Source organism: Terriglobus sp. YAF25, from assembly GCF_052113305.1.
Classification (GTDB): Bacteria; Acidobacteriota; Terriglobia; order Terriglobales; family Acidobacteriaceae; genus Terriglobus.
The window spans coordinates 1-16589 of sequence record NZ_JBFRCY010000115.1; the positions used below are offsets into that span (position 1 = coordinate 1).

The 16589-nt window shown below is 60.4% G+C and carries 13 protein-coding genes and 2 pseudogenes; 6 read left to right on the forward strand and 9 right to left on the reverse strand.

The window, feature by feature from the left end; translation table 11 throughout:
* Together AB4043_RS06635 and mfd are read right to left on the reverse strand one after the other, a co-directional pair.
* Nucleotides 1-315, reverse strand: a pseudogene (locus AB4043_RS06635) (DUF885 domain-containing protein); the annotation flags it as partial.
* Between the two features lie 392 nt (nucleotides 316-707).
* Nucleotides 708-4328: a transcription-repair coupling factor gene (mfd, locus tag AB4043_RS06640; protein WP_442306714.1), complete on the reverse strand. Its 3621-nt coding sequence runs from the start codon at nucleotides 4326-4328 to the stop codon at nucleotides 708-710.
* Between the two features lie 162 nt (nucleotides 4329-4490).
* Here mfd and AB4043_RS06645 point away from each other — a divergent pair, with 162 nt between their 5' ends.
* Genes AB4043_RS06645 through AB4043_RS06660 form a run of 4 tightly spaced genes read left to right on the forward strand, consistent with a single transcriptional unit; the run spans nucleotide 4491 to nucleotide 8104 of the window.
* Nucleotides 4491-4946 carry a hypothetical protein gene (locus AB4043_RS06645; RefSeq protein ID WP_442301425.1) on the forward strand — a complete coding sequence of 152 codons (456 nt, stop codon included), beginning with the start codon at nucleotides 4491-4493 and terminating at the stop codon, nucleotides 4944-4946.
* 20 nt (nucleotides 4947-4966) lie between these two features.
* The gene (gatB, locus tag AB4043_RS06650) at nucleotides 4967-6445 is read left to right on the forward strand and encodes an Asp-tRNA(Asn)/Glu-tRNA(Gln) amidotransferase subunit GatB (RefSeq protein WP_442306715.1); all 1479 of its coding nucleotides are present in this window, start codon (nucleotides 4967-4969) and stop codon (nucleotides 6443-6445) included.
* A gap of 19 nt (nucleotides 6446-6464) precedes the next feature.
* Nucleotides 6465-7934 carry a hypothetical protein gene (locus AB4043_RS06655; RefSeq protein WP_442301427.1) on the forward strand — a complete coding sequence of 490 codons (1470 nt, stop codon included), beginning with the start codon at nucleotides 6465-6467 and terminating at the stop codon, nucleotides 7932-7934.
* Between the two features lie 56 nt (nucleotides 7935-7990).
* A complete protein-coding gene (locus AB4043_RS06660; RefSeq protein ID WP_442306716.1) occupies nucleotides 7991-8104 on the forward strand; it encodes a DUF6496 domain-containing protein in 114 nt (37 codons plus the stop codon).
* A 44-nt stretch (nucleotides 8105-8148) separates the two neighbouring features.
* Here the strand turns inward: AB4043_RS06660 and AB4043_RS06665 are convergent, their stop codons facing one another.
* Together AB4043_RS06665 and AB4043_RS06670 are read right to left on the reverse strand one after the other, a co-directional pair.
* Entirely contained in the window at nucleotides 8149-8436 is a 288-nt protein-coding gene (locus tag AB4043_RS06665) for an FmdB family zinc ribbon protein (protein WP_442301429.1), read from the reverse strand.
* Between the two features lie 122 nt (nucleotides 8437-8558).
* A pseudogene (locus tag AB4043_RS06670) lies at nucleotides 8559-9638 on the reverse strand (hydroxyacid dehydrogenase); the annotation flags it as partial.
* A gap of 72 nt (nucleotides 9639-9710) precedes the next feature.
* Between AB4043_RS06670 and AB4043_RS06675 the strand changes: the two are divergent.
* Complete coding sequence (locus tag AB4043_RS06675; RefSeq protein WP_442306717.1) at nucleotides 9711-11720, forward strand: spermidine synthase; 2010 nt, start codon at nucleotides 9711-9713, stop codon at nucleotides 11718-11720.
* A gap of 245 nt (nucleotides 11721-11965) precedes the next feature.
* Here the strand turns inward: AB4043_RS06675 and purN are convergent, their stop codons facing one another.
* From purN to AB4043_RS06695, 4 genes are all read right to left on the reverse strand, one after another.
* Entirely contained in the window at nucleotides 11966-12568 is a 603-nt protein-coding gene (gene purN / locus AB4043_RS06680) for a phosphoribosylglycinamide formyltransferase (RefSeq protein ID WP_442306718.1), read from the reverse strand.
* A gap of 16 nt (nucleotides 12569-12584) precedes the next feature.
* Complete coding sequence (locus AB4043_RS06685; protein WP_442306721.1) at nucleotides 12585-13109, reverse strand: AIR synthase-related protein; 525 nt, start codon at nucleotides 13107-13109, stop codon at nucleotides 12585-12587.
* A complete protein-coding gene (locus tag AB4043_RS06690) occupies nucleotides 13087-13296 on the reverse strand; it encodes a hypothetical protein (protein WP_442306719.1) in 210 nt (69 codons plus the stop codon). Before AB4043_RS06690 ends, AB4043_RS06685 begins: the two co-directional genes overlap by 23 nt.
* A gap of 144 nt (nucleotides 13297-13440) precedes the next feature.
* Entirely contained in the window at nucleotides 13441-13893 is a 453-nt protein-coding gene (locus AB4043_RS06695) for a thiol-disulfide oxidoreductase DCC family protein (RefSeq protein WP_442301434.1), read from the reverse strand.
* Nucleotides 13894-13930: 37 nt separating this feature from the next.
* Between AB4043_RS06695 and hemL the strand changes: the two genes are divergently transcribed.
* On the forward strand, nucleotides 13931-15226 hold the full coding sequence (gene hemL / locus AB4043_RS06700; RefSeq protein ID WP_442301435.1) for a glutamate-1-semialdehyde 2,1-aminomutase: 1296 nt from the start codon (nucleotides 13931-13933) through the stop codon (nucleotides 15224-15226).
* 321 nt (nucleotides 15227-15547) lie between these two features.
* Here the strand turns inward: hemL and AB4043_RS06705 are convergent.
* A partial coding sequence (locus AB4043_RS06705) for an MFS transporter (protein ID WP_442306720.1) occupies nucleotides 15548-16589 on the reverse strand: 1042 nt, incomplete at its 5' end.

The window sequence follows — 16589 nt, forward strand, 5'->3', positions numbered from 1 at the left end:
CAGCAGGACCTGGCGATCGTCGGCGACAGAGCCATCGAGGCCGTCGGGGGGCACTGCTTCAAACTTCTTCTGCCACTCGCGCCTGGATTTGATCTGCGTCTGAACAGCGGCGGCGGAGTAGTCTTCGAGGCGGCCGTCGTACTGGTGGAAGCCGGCCTGGGTGCCGTAGGTCGGCGTGAAGTTGAAGACGTCATCGAAGTACTGGTCGACGTAGAAACGGAAGGTCTGCTGCGCTCCGTCGGAGGAGATCTTCTGCGCGGGTGCGGCGGCGGTAGTCATAGCGGCTCCGAGAGCGAGGATGGCGAGTTTCTTCATCGGTAGAAGTCGTCCTGAGGGAGTGGTTCCTTGCTGCATTGCAGTTTACTGCGGGGAGGCAGTTGCTGGTTGCTAGTTCCTGGTTGCTGGTTGGGATCGCGCTTTGCGCGATCGGTTTTTATCCTTGCTGCACAAGGAAAAGTAAGGGTAGAGAAGCAGATTTCTCCGCTCCCGTTGATCGACCACCCCAACCAGCAAGCTGGTCGGGGACCCCGGCGCTACGAAATGACACACAAAAAGACGGATCGAGCTAACGCTCGATACTCCCACATAAGCTTCGCGTATGTGGGGCACCCGCCGATATCCCACCCATCGTTTAGCGCAATGGATGGGGCACCCAGTGTATGGGTTACAGATTTGTTGACACTCCCAGCTGCGGGTTTTGGTCGCTGCTACGCCGGGCGGAGGACCAGTTGTTCCAGCAGGGAGCGGGTTTCGGCCAGTACGTCTTCCGCTTTGGCGGAACTGAGCGGCCAGCGCAGAACGCCCTGGGGAGAGAACTGGGCTCCGCGTTTGGCGTAGCGGGCTACCAGCTTCATCAGCTCGCCTGGGTCGATCATGCTCTTCGGATCGAAGCGGACGTGCAGCATCTCTACGTTTTCCTTCTTCCTGGCGATCTCGATCTGCGTGCGCTTGCGGTCGATCTGGGAGACGCAGAGACGTTCCGCCGTCAGGCGCAGCTCAGCGGCGGAGAGCAGGTTGAGCACGGAGTCGGGCAGGGTGCCGTAGCGGTCGATCAGCTCGGCGCGGACGTCTGCGAGTTCAGCATCGTTGGCGGCCCCGGCGATGCGTTTGTACATGCGCAGGCGCTGATTCTCTTCTTCGATATAGTCGCTGTCGATGCGTAGCGAGATGCCGAGGTTGAGCTGGACGGGCTGACGTTCCTGCTTCTCCTCGCCCTTCATCTTGGCGACGGCTTCTTCGAGCATGGAGGTGTACATCTCGAAGCCGATGGCTTCGATGTGGCCGCTCTGCTCGCCGCCAAGCATGTTACCTGCGCCGCGCAGCTCCAGGTCGAGTGCGGCGATCTTGAAGCCTGCGCCGAGGTCGGAGAACTCTTTCAATGCGGCCAGACGGCGGCGGGCTACTTCGGTGAGCTCGGTCTCCGGTGGAATCAGGAGATAGGAGTAAGCGCGACGGTTCGAACGGCCTACACGGCCGCGGAGCTGGTAGAGCTCGCTGAGACCGTGACGGTCGGCACGATTGATCAGGATGGTGTTCGCCAGTGGGATATCGAGGCCGTTCTCGATGATGCTGGTGGCTACGAGTACGTCGTACTCGTGATGCATGAAGGCAAGCATCACGCGCTCAAGCTCGGCTTCGCCCATCTGTCCGTGAGCGACGACCACGCGTGCCTGCGGCGTCAGCTCGCGGATCCGCGAGGCGATATCGTAGATAGTTTCGACGCGGTTATGGACGAAGTAGACCTGGCCGCTACGCTCGAGCTCCATCTCGATGGCCGTGCGCACGATCTTCTCGTCGAACTTGGCGACGATGGTCTGGATGGCCATGCGGTCTTTGGGCGGCGTCTCGATGACGCTCATATCGCGCAGACCGACGAGCGACATGTGCAATGTGCGGGGGATAGGCGTGGCCGACATGGAGAGCACGTCAAGATGCGCGCGGAACTGCTTCATGCGTTCCTTGTGGCGCACGCCAAAGCGCTGTTCTTCATCGACGATCAGCAGACCGAGGTCCTGGAACGCCAGGTCCTTGGAGAGCAGGCGATGGGTGCCGATCAGGATGTCGATCTTGCCGGCGGCGGCGTCTTCCGCGATCTTCTTTTGTTCCTTTGCGGTGCGGAAGCGCGAGATCATCTCGACGGTGACGGGGAACTTGGCGAAGCGCTTCTTGAAGCTCTCGTAGTGCTGGAAGCTGAGCACGGTGGTGGGTGTGAGCACGGCCACCTGCTTCGAGTCCTGCACGGCCTTGAAGGCGGCGCGCATGGCGACTTCGGTCTTGCCGTAGCCGACGTCGCCGCAGAGCAGGCGATCCATGGGCTGGGTTGTCTCCATGTCGCGCTTGATGTCGGCGATGGCGGAGAGCTGATCGTCGGTCTCGTTGTAGTCGAAGGCGTCTTCGAACTCGCGCATGAGGTTGCTGTCCGGCGAGAAGGCGAAGCCCTGCGCGGCTTTGCGCTGCGCATAGAGCTTCAGCAGCTCGTCGGTCATGTCCTGCATGGCCTTCTTGACGCGCGCTTTGGTCTTGGCCCACTGCTGGCTGCCCAGGCGGTTGAGCTCGGGAGCCGGACCGGTATCAGTAGAGCGGTACTTCTGGATCAGGTCGAGCCGCGTGAGGGGGACGTAGAGCTTGGCTCCCTCGGCGAACTCAAGGATCATGAGCTCGAGCGGAATGCCATCCTGATCGATGGTGCGCAGGCCCTGGTACTGGGCGATGCCGTGCTCCACGTGGACGACGTAGTCGCCCATGGCGAGGTCGCGGAAGTCGGAGACGAAGGCGGAGGTCTTGGACTTTTTGAAGGTGCGCCGCGGAGCAATGTCGGCTTCGTCCTGCAGGTCCTGCGCTCCGTAGACGACGAGTTGGCGGGCGGTGGCCTGGTCGAGGTCGAGGACGTGAACGCCGTTCAGGATGGCGGCGCGGACGATGACCGGTGTGTTCGCGCTGCCGGAGAGGTAGGTGGTCTCGTCGTAGATGGTTGCCGAGCCGCTGCTGGTCTGTGTGCGCGAGCCGATGCGGTACGGGACCTTGTACTCCTGCAGCAGGCCGGCGAGGCGCTCGACTTCGCCCTGGTTGGGAGCGGTGAGAACGATGCGCGAGTCCTGGTTCATCAGGGAGCGAAGCTGTTCTACGAGAGCAGGAATCGAGCCGTGGAAGCGGGTTGTGGGCCGGGTGGGTATCTCGATGCCGCTAAGGGCGTCGACCTGTGTGTCCAGCACATCGACGGCGCCGAGCTGGTCGAGCTCGATGCCGGGCATGCGGCGGACGCGGTCTTCCAGGTCCCAGGGTGAGAGATAGATATCTTCGGCGCGGACCAGCGAGCCGATGGCAGCGCGGTCGTGTGCCTGCTCCAGCTTGTTCCACCAGCGCTCACCCTGGTTTTTGACCATGGCGGGCTCTTCGACGAAGACGCGCGTGGTGGGGCCGAGCAGGGCGAGGAGATCGCTGTTGGCTCCGGCGACCGGCRCGTAGAACTCCCATCCGGGGAAGACGGTGGCTTCGCCGTAGGTGGTGCGGAGCTCGCGGGGCTGCTCGCTGCCCTCCAGGGCTGCTCCGGCCTCGCCTGCGCGGGTGAGGCGGTTATTGATGGCGGTCAGGAGCTTCTCAGTAACCGGAGTTTCGGTAAGCGGCAGCAGCAGGGCTTCTTCGAGTGGAGTGGAACTGCGCTGGGTTTCCGGATCGAACTTGCGGATCGTCTCGATCTCGTCGCCGAAGAAGTCGATGCGGACGGGGCGATCCTGCTCGGGCGAATAGAGGTCGATGATGCCGCCGCGGTGCGTGACCTGGCCGGGCATCTCGACAACGTCGACGCGGGTGTAGCCGACGGAGAGCAGGTGTTCAAGCAGCATCTCTGGGATATGCTCTTCGCCGCGGCGCAGATGCAGGGCGAGGCCGGCATAGTGCTCGCGGGAGAAGAGGCGCATGCAGGCCGACTCCATGGGCGCGATGACCAGCTTTGCGGTGCCGCTGGCGATCTTCCAGAGGGTGGCGGCGCGCTGCTCCTGGATCTCGGCGTGCGGCGAGAGGTTCTCGAAGGGGAGTACGTCGTGCGAGGGCAGGCGGAGGACGGTTTTGGGGTCGAGTGCTCCGGTGAGCTCACAGGTCTCGATCAGGGCGCCGTGCAGGGCTTCGGCGGCCTTGTTGTCGGGGACGATGACGAGGCAGGGGGTGTGGCTCGCGCGGACGAAGTAGGGCAGATACAGGGCGCGAGCGGTAAAGGTGAGCCCAGAGACACGACGACGCCCCACACCGGCACTCAGGTGGCGGCGCACACGTTCGTACGGCTCAGTATGTTCCAGTTCCGCAAACAGCTCGCGGACAAATGGAAGAATCATCTCTTTCCAGTGTAATTCGCTCAGTGGTGATGTGCAGACGTTTGAAAATGAGCGATTTAGATAGATTGGCCGGTCGGCTAAACTCGGTCTATGGATCAGAGCTCTCCGGAAGAACAGTGGCCTGCCCTTCAAAGCGATGACAAGGATTTCTTAGCGGAGCTCATGAAGATCCTGACTGCTCGCGTTTCCGGTGATCCCTACAGCACTGATGGAAGTTTTGCTCAAAGTCTGGAGGCGCTTCCTGTTGGACTTAGAGCCATGGCCGCAACACATTGGCTTGATGTGAGCCTGACGCTCGACAGCATTACATGGCACTTCGGCAATTTCGGTGAACCCGGACTAGTGGCCCAGACGGAAGAGGGGCTGCTTGAACTAGGCCTGCCGGAGCTAGGGGCCTGTTTTCACGAAGCGGCTGAATTGATGATGCCTCTACTGCACCAGCGAATTTCGGAAGAAGATCCGAATGGACTATTGAAGCGGAAAGGTCTGCGGAAGGTGGCGGATAAGATCAACAAACGGGCGTGGGGGCTCGACTCCTCTGAACATGACAGGTCGGTAATCTATAGCGCCTGGGTTCGGTACGCCCGGACACATCCCGAGCGCGTCTTTGGCTCCTAAGTTGATAAAATTTGGTTCTGATGCCCACAGCTAGCGCGCTTTCGCCCGAGGTTCTCGCCAAGTACCAGCCCGTGATCGGGCTTGAGGTCCACGTCCAGCTTCTTACCAAGACGAAGGCATTCTGCGGCTGCGTCAATCTCTACGGTGGCGAGCCCAATACCCACGTCTGCCCGGTCTGCCTTGGCCTGCCCGGAGCTCTGCCTGTGTTGAATGAGCAGGCGGTAGAGTTTGCTGTCCTGACGGGAGCGGCACTGAACTGCAAGATCAACCCGGTCAGCATCTTCGCGCGGAAGAACTACTTCTATCCGGACTCGCCCAAGGGCTACCAGATCTCGCAGTACGATAAGCCGACCTGCGAGCACGGCTATCTCGATATTCCAGACGGCAACGGTGGCCTGAAGCGTATCGGGATCACCCGCGCGCATATGGAAGAGGACGCGGGCAAGAGCATCCATGATGGTTTTCCGGACTCGGTGACGCGCAGCTACATCGATCTGAATCGCTGCGGCACGCCGTTGATCGAGATCGTTTCGGAGCCGGATCTCCGTTCGCCGCAGGAAGCATTTGATTACCTCACGAAACTGAAGGAGATTCTGCTGTACGCCGGCGTCTCCGACTGCAACATGGAAGAGGGTTCGCTGCGTTGCGACGCTAACGTCTCGATCATGCTGAAGGGCGCAGACAAGTTTGGCACCAAGGCTGAGGTGAAGAACGTCAACTCGTTCCGCTTCATCCGCTCGGCGCTGGAGTATGAGATCGAGCGCCAGGTTGAGAYTCTGGAGTCGGGTGGCAAGGTGGCGCAGGAGACGCGTCTGTACAACTCCGCTGAGGGCGTGACCTACTCCATGCGTTCGAAGGAGCAGGCGCATGACTACCGCTACTTCCCAGAGCCGGATCTGCCACCACTGCTCATCAGTGAGGAGTGGAAGAACGAGATTCTGAAGGGCCTGCCGGAACTGCCTGAGGCCAAGCGTACGCGTTTGATTGCGGAGTACGGCATTACGGAGAAGGATGCGGAGACGCTGACCGCTTCGGCGTCGTTCGCGGATCAGTTCGAGGCTGCGGCCAAGGCATCGAAGAGTCCCAAGCGTGTTGCCGCGTTGATTACCAGCGAACTTACTGGCCGTTTGAATGCCGCCGGTCTGGAGCTGGAGCAGTCGCCGGTCAGCATGAAGGGCCTGGCGATGGCGGCCGACCTGGCAGAGAGCGGTGARCTTTCGAGCAAGATGCTCAAGCAGTTGCTCGATACAAGCTTTGAGAAGGGTGAGGATTTCCCGGTCGTCTACGAGCGTGAGAAGCCGCAGCAGATCTCCGATACGTCGGTCATCGAGAAGATGATCGATGAGGTCATCGCCGCCAATCCGAAGCAGGTGGAGCAGTTCAAGGGCGGCAAGACGACTGTTTCGGCCTTCTTCGTCGGTCAGGTAATGCGTTTGTCCAAGGGACAGGYGAATCCTGCGTTGCTGAATGAGCTGGTGATTAAGAAGCTCAACCAGTAGACGCGCATCCAAAGCAGGTATGCGGCGTATCTGTTGCAGTGTGGCTTTCTTACGCGGTGCGGCGTTTGCGGTTGTCTCGTGTACGCTGATGGCGGCTCAGACCATGGCTGCTCCTACATTGCCGAACACGGTGCCGCTCTCGCAGATGATGCGGGAGCTCTCCGCTCAGCCTGGCTTCACGGAGAAGCTGCTGGCTGCGATCAACGGCGGAGAGAAGGCGGGCGCGGTGCTGACGCCGAAGCTCTTCGATCTGCTGCGCAGCCTGATCCTGGGAAAAGACTGGAGCGGTCTTGACCGCTTTCCCGGATGGACGATTGGCCGTGTTAACGGCACCGTCGATCTGGGAACCCGGATCTTCGGTGAGAAGCTGAAACCTGCAACGCGAGCCCTTGCGCAGTGGGTCACGCTGGGACCGTACACCCTTGAGGCGGCGGAGACGGAAAACCTCGACAAGCCTTCTGACCGTGGTGAGTTGAAGGCGGAGGTCACCGACCTTGGTGCGGAGGTCACGCGGGGCGATGGGCCTGATCCGAAGCTTGCTCCTCTGCATGCTGAGAGCCAACGTCTGGCCGAGGTGTTGAATCGCCTATCTCTGAACCGCCTCGATGATGCGCAGAGTTTCAGAGCAACCTTCGGTGGACGCACTGCAGATACGCCGGAAGAGTTGATCGATGCGCTGGCTGCGAGCGGGTACCGGATTACTGTTTCGGACGTTCGTTACTTCGCCAACTTCGGACACTTCCATTACAAAGGCCAGGATGTGACGATGCCCTTCTTCCTGGACTCACAGCTTCTGGTTCCTGCCGATCACTGGTGGCAGCGAAGGCGGCATCTCCTGGTGCCGGTTGCGCATGCGGAGTACGAGTTGATGGTAGAAGGGCCGCGTCTGCATGCGGATGTGACCTTCTACTTCGGTATCGATGGCCGCGCGGAGTTTCGCACCAACGATCTGTTGAATCAGCCGTGGGTGATGGGCCGGCACGCGCATGAGTATGAGGGTGCACAGGCGCGCGAGGTAATCCGTCTGCTGGGCGGCTTCACGGCCGCGTATGCACGGCTGCATCTGGCGAATCCTCAGCTTCCTTTTGGTGGGTATTACACGCTGGGTGTCTGCCAGGATGCTGTTTCCGCGATTGAGTTGAAGATGACAGGAAAGACGACTCTCTTCCCGAATACGGCGCAGACAGAGTTCTTCAACGATGCGAAGGATGCGGAGGTGAATGTGTTGATGGCTGCCATTCCGAAAGACCGCGACGGTGTGGCGCCTTCACCCGAACGTGTCTTTGGATCGTTGCCAACGGCAGACTTCAGCATCATCACTGTTCCTGGCTTGCGGGAAGATGTGCAGCGCAGTTATGCGGCGCATCAGCGCGGTGAGCTCACGAGATCGCCTGGTGTGTGGCAGTGGGTTCTTGAAGGCATTGCCTTCATCGCGTCGATCATCCTGTCGCTGTGGGGATACAGAAGGTATCAGAAGATGCTGGAATGATGGACAACTCTCTTTCAGGTTGCCTGACTCTTATAGCGCGGGAGGATAGTTTCATTATGGCAACCAAGAAGGCATCGAAGAAAGCAGCGAAGAAGAGTACGAAGGCCATCGCGATCGGACTTTCAGAAGCCCGCAAGGCGGGTAAGAAAGTTCCGAAGAAGCGTTCCTGAGTTCTGTCTTGCAAGAGAAAGCCCGCCGGTAAGGCGGGCTTTTCTTATTTCTTATCGGAGGTTGTTGTGGCAGCAGGCGCCGGCGTGGAAGAGGTCGAGTCGCTGCTGGTGGTGGTGCTGGACTCAGACTTCGCCGCACCGCCACTCTTCTTGGAGGAAGAGTAGAGATCCGCGTACCATCCGCCGCCCTTGAACTGCACCGCGGGCGCTGTGATGGTCTTCTCCAGACGGCCACCGCATTGCTGGCACTCGGTCAGCGGCGGGTCAGAGAACTTCTGGATCTTCTCAACGTACCGGCGGCATTGYTGGCACTCGTATTCGTATAGCGGCATAGTTAGATTTTACCCAGCTCCACCAGGCGAACGCTGACGATAGCCTCCACCTTGCGCAGTGCGGCCAGTGCGTCATTGGCGGCTGCGGCGGAGGGTACATCGATCTGCACCACGGCCAGGGCCCGACCCTGTGCCAGACGGCCGGCGTAGTTGATCTGGATGTTCTCCAGGTTCCCGGGGGTGGCGTGCGAAAGGAAGGCTCCCAGGCGCTCGGCCATCTCCACATAGGGAGCGACCTGCTGGTACTCCTCATGCGTGAGCGAGGGGAAGTTGACGGCGTTCTGCACGACGCCAAGCTTCAGGTAATCGCGTACCTGCTGCGCAAGCTGAATACCGATGGCTTCCTGGGCTTCATCAGTCGATCCGCCGATGTGGGGCGAGAGGATGACGTTCTCCAGGCCGTGATATGGAGACTCCTTCAACGGCTCCTGCGAGAAGACGTCGAGGGCAGCGCCGCCGATCTTGCCGGCTTGAATGGCTTCAGCCAGAGCGGCATCATTGATCAGCTCGCCGCGGGCGCAGTTCACAATGCGAACGCCCTTCTTCATGGTCGCCAGCGAAGTGGCATTGATCAGGCCTTCGGTCTGCGGTGTCAGACCTACGTGCAGCGTCAGGTAGTCGGCCTTGCGGAAGACTTCGTCCAGAGGAGCGAGGCCGACGCCGTTCTCGCGTGCGATGACGGGAGCAACGAAGGGATCGTAGCCGATCAGCTCCATGCCGAAGGAGCGGGCGCGGCGCGCCACTTCCTGGCCGATGCGGCCCAGGCCGATGATGCCGAGGGTCTTGCCGCGTAGTTCCTGGCCCTGCAGGGTCTTCTTGTCCCACTTGCCGGCGTGCATGGTGGCGTTAGCGCGAGGGATGAAGCGCGCCATGGTGATCATCAGGCCGATGGTCAGCTCTGCCACGGCGATGGCGTTGGCTCCGGGCGTATTCATTACTACGATGCCGCGATGGGTGGCGGCATCGGCGTCGATGTTGTCAACGCCCACACCGGCACGGCCGATGATGCGCAGCTTCGGAGCGGACTCCAGCAGCTTGGCGTCTGCCTGAACGGCGCTGCGGACGATGAGAGCATCAGCGTCCGCGAGCTCAGCGGCAAGGCCATTCTTGATCTGGTCCGGCGTTACGATCTGCCAGTTGGGCTCTTCTTGAAAAACAGCAAGGGTAGCAGGCGAGACTTTTTCGGCGAGGACTATCTTCATGACAGCTCTATTTTACTTGGCCGGCCGCCCGGACCCCGGATGATAGGCTGGGACACGCCATTTGCGCGTCCCATGACCAAGCGTCCGCTCTTTGCCCTGACCATCTTTCTCGGCGCCTTTCTGCTGTTTCTTGTAGAACCTCTGGCTGCCCGTCAACTGCTTCCTTCCCTTGGCGGAAGCTCTGCCGTCTGGATCACCTGCCTGGTCGTCTTTCAGCTTCTTCTGCTGTTCGGCTACAGCTATGCCCACTTGCTGACGCGGCTACGGATCCAGCGTGGCGTGCATCTTGGCCTGTTGGCGGCGGCGGTGCTGCTGGCCTTTGTCTCGACGGCTCCGGAGTCGCCGACGGCATTTTCGCACCCCATTACGACCATCTTCCTGGCGCTCGGCAGCAGCATCGGTCTGCCGTTTCTGCTGCTTTCGGCCACCAGTCCGCTGCTGCAGGTATGGCTGGCGAAGAGCGAAGGGGAAGGCGTGCGGTACCGGCTGTTTGCGCTTTCGAACGTCGGCAGCCTGCTGGCGCTGCTGGCATATCCCGTCCTGATTGAGCCGCATATGTCGCTGCACACGCAGCGTATCTCCTGGGCTGCGGGATTCGTTGTCTATGCCGCGCTCTGCGCGATGCTGGTTCCGGCGAGCGGTAGTGGTGTGGTTACGGAGGAAGCGGCCCAGCCGGTAGCCCGTCCGGCTACCGGAAAGCTTGTGCTCTGGTTCCTGTTGCCGTTTGCTGCCTCCATGCAGCTTGCGGCGGTGACGGCGCACCTCTCACAGGACATTGCACCGATTCCGTTGCTATGGATTCTCCCGCTCTCGGCCTATCTGCTCAGTTTCATTGTTGCGTTTGAATTCGGGCAGTTCTACCAACGTGGTCTGGTGATTCGTTTCCTGGTCGTCTTTCTGGCGGCGTTGGCATACACACTTACGAAAGAGGGAGCTACCTTTCCCATCTGGCTCAGCATCAGCTTCTACTTGATTGAGCTCTTCCTGGCCTGCTACTTCTGCCATGCCGAGCTTTATCTGCATCGTCCGGAAGACCCACAGCAGTCGACGATGTTCTACCTGATGCTCTCGGCCGGCGGAGCCGCGGGAACCTTCTTTATCGGCATTGTGAGTCCGCTGGTCTTTGCGGCGAACTACGATCTGGCGATCTCCTTCTTTGTCACTGCGGCGGTCGCCGTCATTGCGTTGTGGCAGGGGGGCTGGGCGCAACGCCTTCTGTGGGCGACGGCGTCGGTGCTGCTGCTCTTCCTTATCGGGAAGGAGTACCAGGCGTTCCAGGCAGGAAGCATGGCCCAGGTCCGCAACTTCTACGGTCCGTTGYGCGTGACGCAGGGAGCATTTCCTCCGGCGAGTGTACTTCGCACGCTCTACAACGGAACGATTAAGCACGGCACGCAGATCTTCACTCCCGATCATGCGCGGGTTCCGGTCAGCTACTATTCGCCCGATTCCGGCATCGGCCTGGCAATGCGCTACTGCTGCGTCGGCCGGCCGAAGTCAGTGGGTGTGATTGGGCTGGGTTCAGGTTCTCTGGCGGTGTATGCGCAGCCGGGTGACCGCTATCGCTTCTACGAGATCAATCCTGCGGTCGAGCCGATTGCTCGTAATCTCTTTACCTATCTCCGCGATGCTCCAATTCAGATTCCTATCGTTGCCGGAGATGCGCGGATCTCATTGCAGCACGAGGCGCCGAACAACTTCGACATCCTGGTGATCGATGCGTTCTCCGGCGATGCGATTCCGCTGCATCTGATCACGACGCAGGCACTTGGGTTGTACCGGAAGCATATGGCTCCGGGCGGCATTATCGCGTTTCATGTTTCGAACCAGTATCTGCATCTCGCACCGGAAGTAGCCGCGCTGGCGAAGACGGCTGGTCTGGATGCGGTGCTGATCAGCACTCCGAATGATGAGAAGAAGGGGTATTACAGCGCGACATGGGTACTGCTGACGAATCGCAAGGATTTTCAGCAGGAGACGGATGTGGTGATTGCGCGGTCGAGTTTTCCGGAGATCAAGGCAACTGCGTGGACGGATGATTATTCGAGCATTTTGCCTTTGATGAATTGGGGGAAGCGGTAAAGAGTGCCATACCCTGGGTGCCCCATATCTGCGAAGCAGATGTGGGCATTCGCGCTATGCGCGAACCGTTTTGCTGATTACGGTTGAGAAATCCCACTGGACAAACGGATCGAGCGGAGCTCGATACTCCCACATCTGCTTCGCAGATATGGGGCACCCAGGGTATGGGGAATTGGGCACCTGTGGCATCCTTGCCCACCCTAGCGTTGCGAGGGTGGGGCACCCGATTGATAGAAGGGGCTTGCTTACTTGCGGATGTAGCGGCGGCCTTCTATGCGGTACTCGCCGGAGAGGACTCGCTGCAGGGCTTCCGCGTAGGCCTGGTGTTCCTGTTCCAGAATGCGGGCTGCCAGTGTGTCGTGCGTATCGTCGTCGAGGACCGGCACGGTGCGCTGCACGATGATGGTGCCGTGGTCCACTTGCTCGTCCACGAAGTGGACGGTGCAGCCTGCGACTTTGGCACCGTACTCCAGCGCTTGTCCCTGTGCGTCCAGGCGCGGGAAGGCGGGCAGCAGTGAGGGGTGGATATTCAGAATGCGGTTCGGGAAGGCCGCGATGAACTCCGGCGAGATGATGCGCATGTAGCCGGCCAGGCAGATGAGGTCAACCTTGGCCTCCTGCAGCGCCGCGATCATCTGGCGATCATGCTCCTGACGCGGAATGCCTTTCGAGGGAATCGCATAGGCTTCCAGGCCCAGTTGGCGGGCGGCATCGATTCCAGGCGCGTCTGCTTTGTTCGAGAGCACGAGCACGATCTCACAGCCGTGCAGGGAGCCATTGTTAATGGCTTCCGCGATCGCGAGAAAGTTCGATCCCCGTCCGGAGAGAAGAACACCGAGTCTGGTCATCGAGGACGTACGGCTCTTAAGCGTAGCTAACCTTGCGGTCGCCGCGAACGACGCGGCCGATCACATGGAAGCGCTCATTGGCGCGGTTCAGAATGGCCTTGGCCTTCTTTACCTTGTCAGCGGGAACGACGCAGATAAGACCGATACCCATGTTGAAGGTGCGGAACATCTCATCCTGCTCGACCTGGCCCAGCTCCTGCAGGTGCGTGAACAGCGGCGGCACCTGCCATGAGGTGAGATCGATATGTGCTCCCATTCCCTTGGGCAGCACACGTGGAAGGTTCTCGGTAATACCACCGCCGGTAATGTGCGCCATGCCGGAGACACAGTCGGCCGCGTGCAGCTTCCTGATGATGCCGAGGTAGCTGCGGTGCGTCTTCATCAGGGCAGCGCCGGTCTTTTCCTTGATGGCGCCGACGTACTGATCGGCGGTGTATCCCGCGACTTCAAACAGCAGCTTCCGGGCCAGCGAATAGCCGTTGGTGTGCAGGCCGGTCGATGGGAGACCGAAGAGTACGTCACGAGGAGACCAGCACCGGATCCGGAAACTTGCTCAGGTCCAGGCCAAACAGGCCGCCAAACGAACCGATCTCTGACAGGACGTTCTTGTTGAAGGTCCGGCGCGCTAACAGCTTGATCTTATCTTTGGAGCGGTCTGCTGCGGAGATATCCACACCGGCATCGGCGTAGGAGATGGGGCCTGAGGACTTCGCGGGAATTGGAGCCAAAGATGCGCCTTCCAAATGGAAAATAAAACAGCAGGAAGTCTAGAGTTTATCAGGATTGATGGGGAACGGTGGCCAGGGAACAGACGCATTTTGCTGGGTTGATGTGTCTCATTCTGAGACATCCACTTCAATTTTCAGCTGATTTTACGTGTCTAGTCCGATGAAACGCTCACGGAGGCCCGGCTCCGGAAGAGGGCAGATTTCGTATCGCCCTGCGAGATGGTAACGAATCCGGGCGACCAACCGGTAGACCGGGTCGCCTAGCCACGACGGAATCGCCATCAGAAGGCGTCCAAGGATTCTCCAGGGTCGCGTCAGCCGCAGCATGACCTGTGCGACCGCCTTGGTGCGCAGGAAGATCCGCTCTTGCGGAGTGAGGGCATGTTCCAGCACGACGACGGAGTTCAGGGTCGCGGCGGTAATTCCGTACCGCACCAGCAGCTCCGCTCCCAAGGGGGAGCCAAGCGGTAGAAACAGGAGGCGGCCTGTGAGGTCGCGCTGCGCGGCAAAACGCACAACTCCGTTACAGAGGGCGCATACGCCGTCGTAGAGCAGGATGTCCCTGCCCGCGAGCCGTTGCTGTTCCTGTGCGGTCATCGTCCGAGCCTCCTTCCGCCTTTCTATACTGAATTAGATGACTCGAGTGCTGGAAATGTCCCGTTCGCTGCAGCGTCGTGCCGAAGGTCTCTTTCCCGGCGGTGTGAACTCGCCGGTGCGCGCCTTCCGTTCCGTGGGCGGCGATGCTCCCTTCCTGGAACGCGCCCAGGGTGCCTATCTGTATGACGCCGATGGCAATCGTTACATCGACTATTTCGGCTCCTGGGGACCGATGATCCTGGGCCATGCCGTGCCCGAGGTCGTGGATGCCATTCGTTATGCCTCCGGCCGCAGCGCCAGCTTTGGCGCCTCGCATGCCGGTGAGGCCGAGTTGGGTGAACTCATCCGCACGGCAGTTCCATCGATGGAGCGGATGCGCTTTGTCAGCTCCGGGACAGAAGCGACGATGTCGGCCATTCGTGTCGCCCGCGGTTTTACAAGGCGCCGCTACGTCATCAAATTCGAGGGCTGCTATCACGGCCACGCCGACGGTCTGCTGGTGAAAGCGGGTTCCGGCGTCGCTACCTTTGGCATCCCTGGAAGCGCCGGCGTTCCCGATGAGGTTGCACACTTCACGCTGGCGTTGCCGTACAACGACATCGCTGCCGTTGAGGCGGCGTTTGCGAAGCATAAGGGCGACATCGCGGCCATCATTCTGGAGCCGGTTGTCGGCAATGCCGGCACGCTGATCCCTAAGGCTAGGTATCTGGAAGCATTGCGGGCGCTCACTGAGGAAGAGGGCGCTCTGCTGATCTTTGACGAGGTGATGACCGGCTTCCGCCTGGCGCTCGGCGGAGCGCAGCAGCGCTTCGGCATCAAGCCCGATCTCACCACCATGGGCAAGATCGTYGGTGGAGGTCTGCCGGTCGGTGTCTTCGGCGGACGTGAGGATGTGATGAACATGCTCGCTCCGCTCGGTCCTGTCTACCAGGCAGGAACGCTGAGCGGCAATCCGCTGGCGATGGCTGCGGGATCGGCTACCGTGGGCCGTCTGATCCGCGAGGCGGGAACGATCTATCCGCAGATCGACGAGACGACGCGTCAGGTTGCTGAAGGCGTGGCACGGGTTGCTGCGGATGCCGGTGTCCGGCTGACGACGAATCGTGTGGGAAGCATGTGGACCTGGTTCTTCACTCCGGATGCGGTGGAGAATTTTGAGGATGCAGCGAAGAGCGATACGGCTGCATTTGGCCGGTTCCATCGCGCCATGATGGAGGAAGGTGTGTGGTTGCCGCCTTCGCAGTTTGAGGCTGCTTTTATTGGTTTGGCGCATGGTAAGGATGAGGTGGAGAAGACGGTTGCGGCGGCGCGGAAGGCGTTTGCTGGGGTTTGATGTGACCTACTTGCCTGGGTGCGACGGCCTCGCAACGCTAGGGTGGGCGGGAAGTCACGAATCTTAAAACAAGCTACCGCTCAAGCGCTGAAGGCGCGTTCTATACCAGCCTGGGGCAACGCCCCAGGTTCGCGATTGAAGAATCTGGAAGGGCTGAAAGCCCGCTCTATAGATTTTCATCTCAATGCGTGGGCATTCGAACCCGCCCTAGCGTTGCGAGGGCGGGGCACCCTGGCTAGATGAGAATCGCGAAAGACGGTTCGCGCGGAGCGCGAATGCCCAGGTCCCTAGGGGACCTGGGGCACCCGGTGTATGGGCACTTTATGCGGTTGTGGCCGCGGGTGTCTTTGGTTCCATGAAGAGTTTGCCGACTGCCATCAGGATCAGCAGAAGTATGGCGCAGAGTGTGAAGACCTGGCGGGTGCCGGTGTGTTGTGCCAGTAAGCCTGAGAGGATCAGGCCCAGAATCTGCGCGGTGAAGATCATCGACATCAGCGTGGAGCCGACCCGGCCCATCAGGTGGTGCGGCGTCTCCTGTTGAATCATCGTCTGTGCCGGAATGATGATGCCCGCTACCGACAGGCCGATCACCAGGTTGCCGAGGATGCATGTGGCCAGATAAGGAATACCGGCAAGGATCACCAGACCTATGGCAATTCCACTCAGGCCGGCGTAGACCAGCACCGTGTTCTTCATCTTCTTGCCGAAGGTATTCAGCAGGTTCATACCCAGCAGAATTCCGGCGCCGATGGAGGCGGAGGCCGCTCCGAAGGAGCGCGGGGTGGTGGCATGCAGCACGTCGCGCACGTAAACGGCGATGAGCGGACCGAAGCATCCCAGCACGAACATGCCGGAGGCCAGTGCAAGGATCACGAACAGCAGCGCCTTATGATGCACGATGAACTGGATGCCCTGCTGCATGTCATGCAGTACGCGTGCGACGCCGGTCTTGGTGGTCTGGTGTTCCGCCGCCACCGGCGGACGCTTGATGGTGATGCTGGCGATAAAGCCGGCGGAGACCACGAAGCTGATCGCATCCACGATGTAGCAGGCCTTGGCTCCCAGAGCCGTTACCAATACGCCAGCGGCCGCCGGACCGATGATGCGCATGACGAACATAACCTGCTGCATCAGTGCATTGGCGGAGCGCAGGCCGTGTATCGGCACGGCTGTGCGGAGAGTGACGCCCTGTGCCGGATTGAAGAAGCTGGAGACGATGGAGATGGTGGCGAGAATCAGGTAGAACTGCATCGTCGCCCCGGCCCAGATCAGCAACAGACACAGAACCGCGCGTGAAAGGTCGCTGGCGATGAGCGTTCCCTTGAGTGACCAGCGGTCGACGAAGACACCGGCCACGATACCC

Coding starts and splice junctions, on each gene's coding strand:
- AB4043_RS06645 (WP_442301425.1), top strand. CDS start 4,491: ATGAAGATCCTGACTGCTCGCGTTTCCGGTGATCCCTACAGCACTGAT.
- AB4043_RS06655 (WP_442301427.1), top strand. CDS start 6,465: ATGCGGCGTATCTGTTGCAGTGTGGCTTTCTTACGCGGTGCGGCGTTT.
- AB4043_RS06660 (WP_442306716.1), top strand. CDS start 7,991: ATGGCAACCAAGAAGGCATCGAAGAAAGCAGCGAAGAAGAGTACGAAG.
- purN (WP_442306718.1), bottom strand. CDS start 12,568: ATGACCAGACTCGGTGTTCTTCTCTCCGGACGGGGATCGAACTTTCTC.
- AB4043_RS06695 (WP_442301434.1), bottom strand. CDS start 13,893: ATGACCGCACAGGAACAGCAACGGCTCGCGGGCAGGGACATCCTGCTC.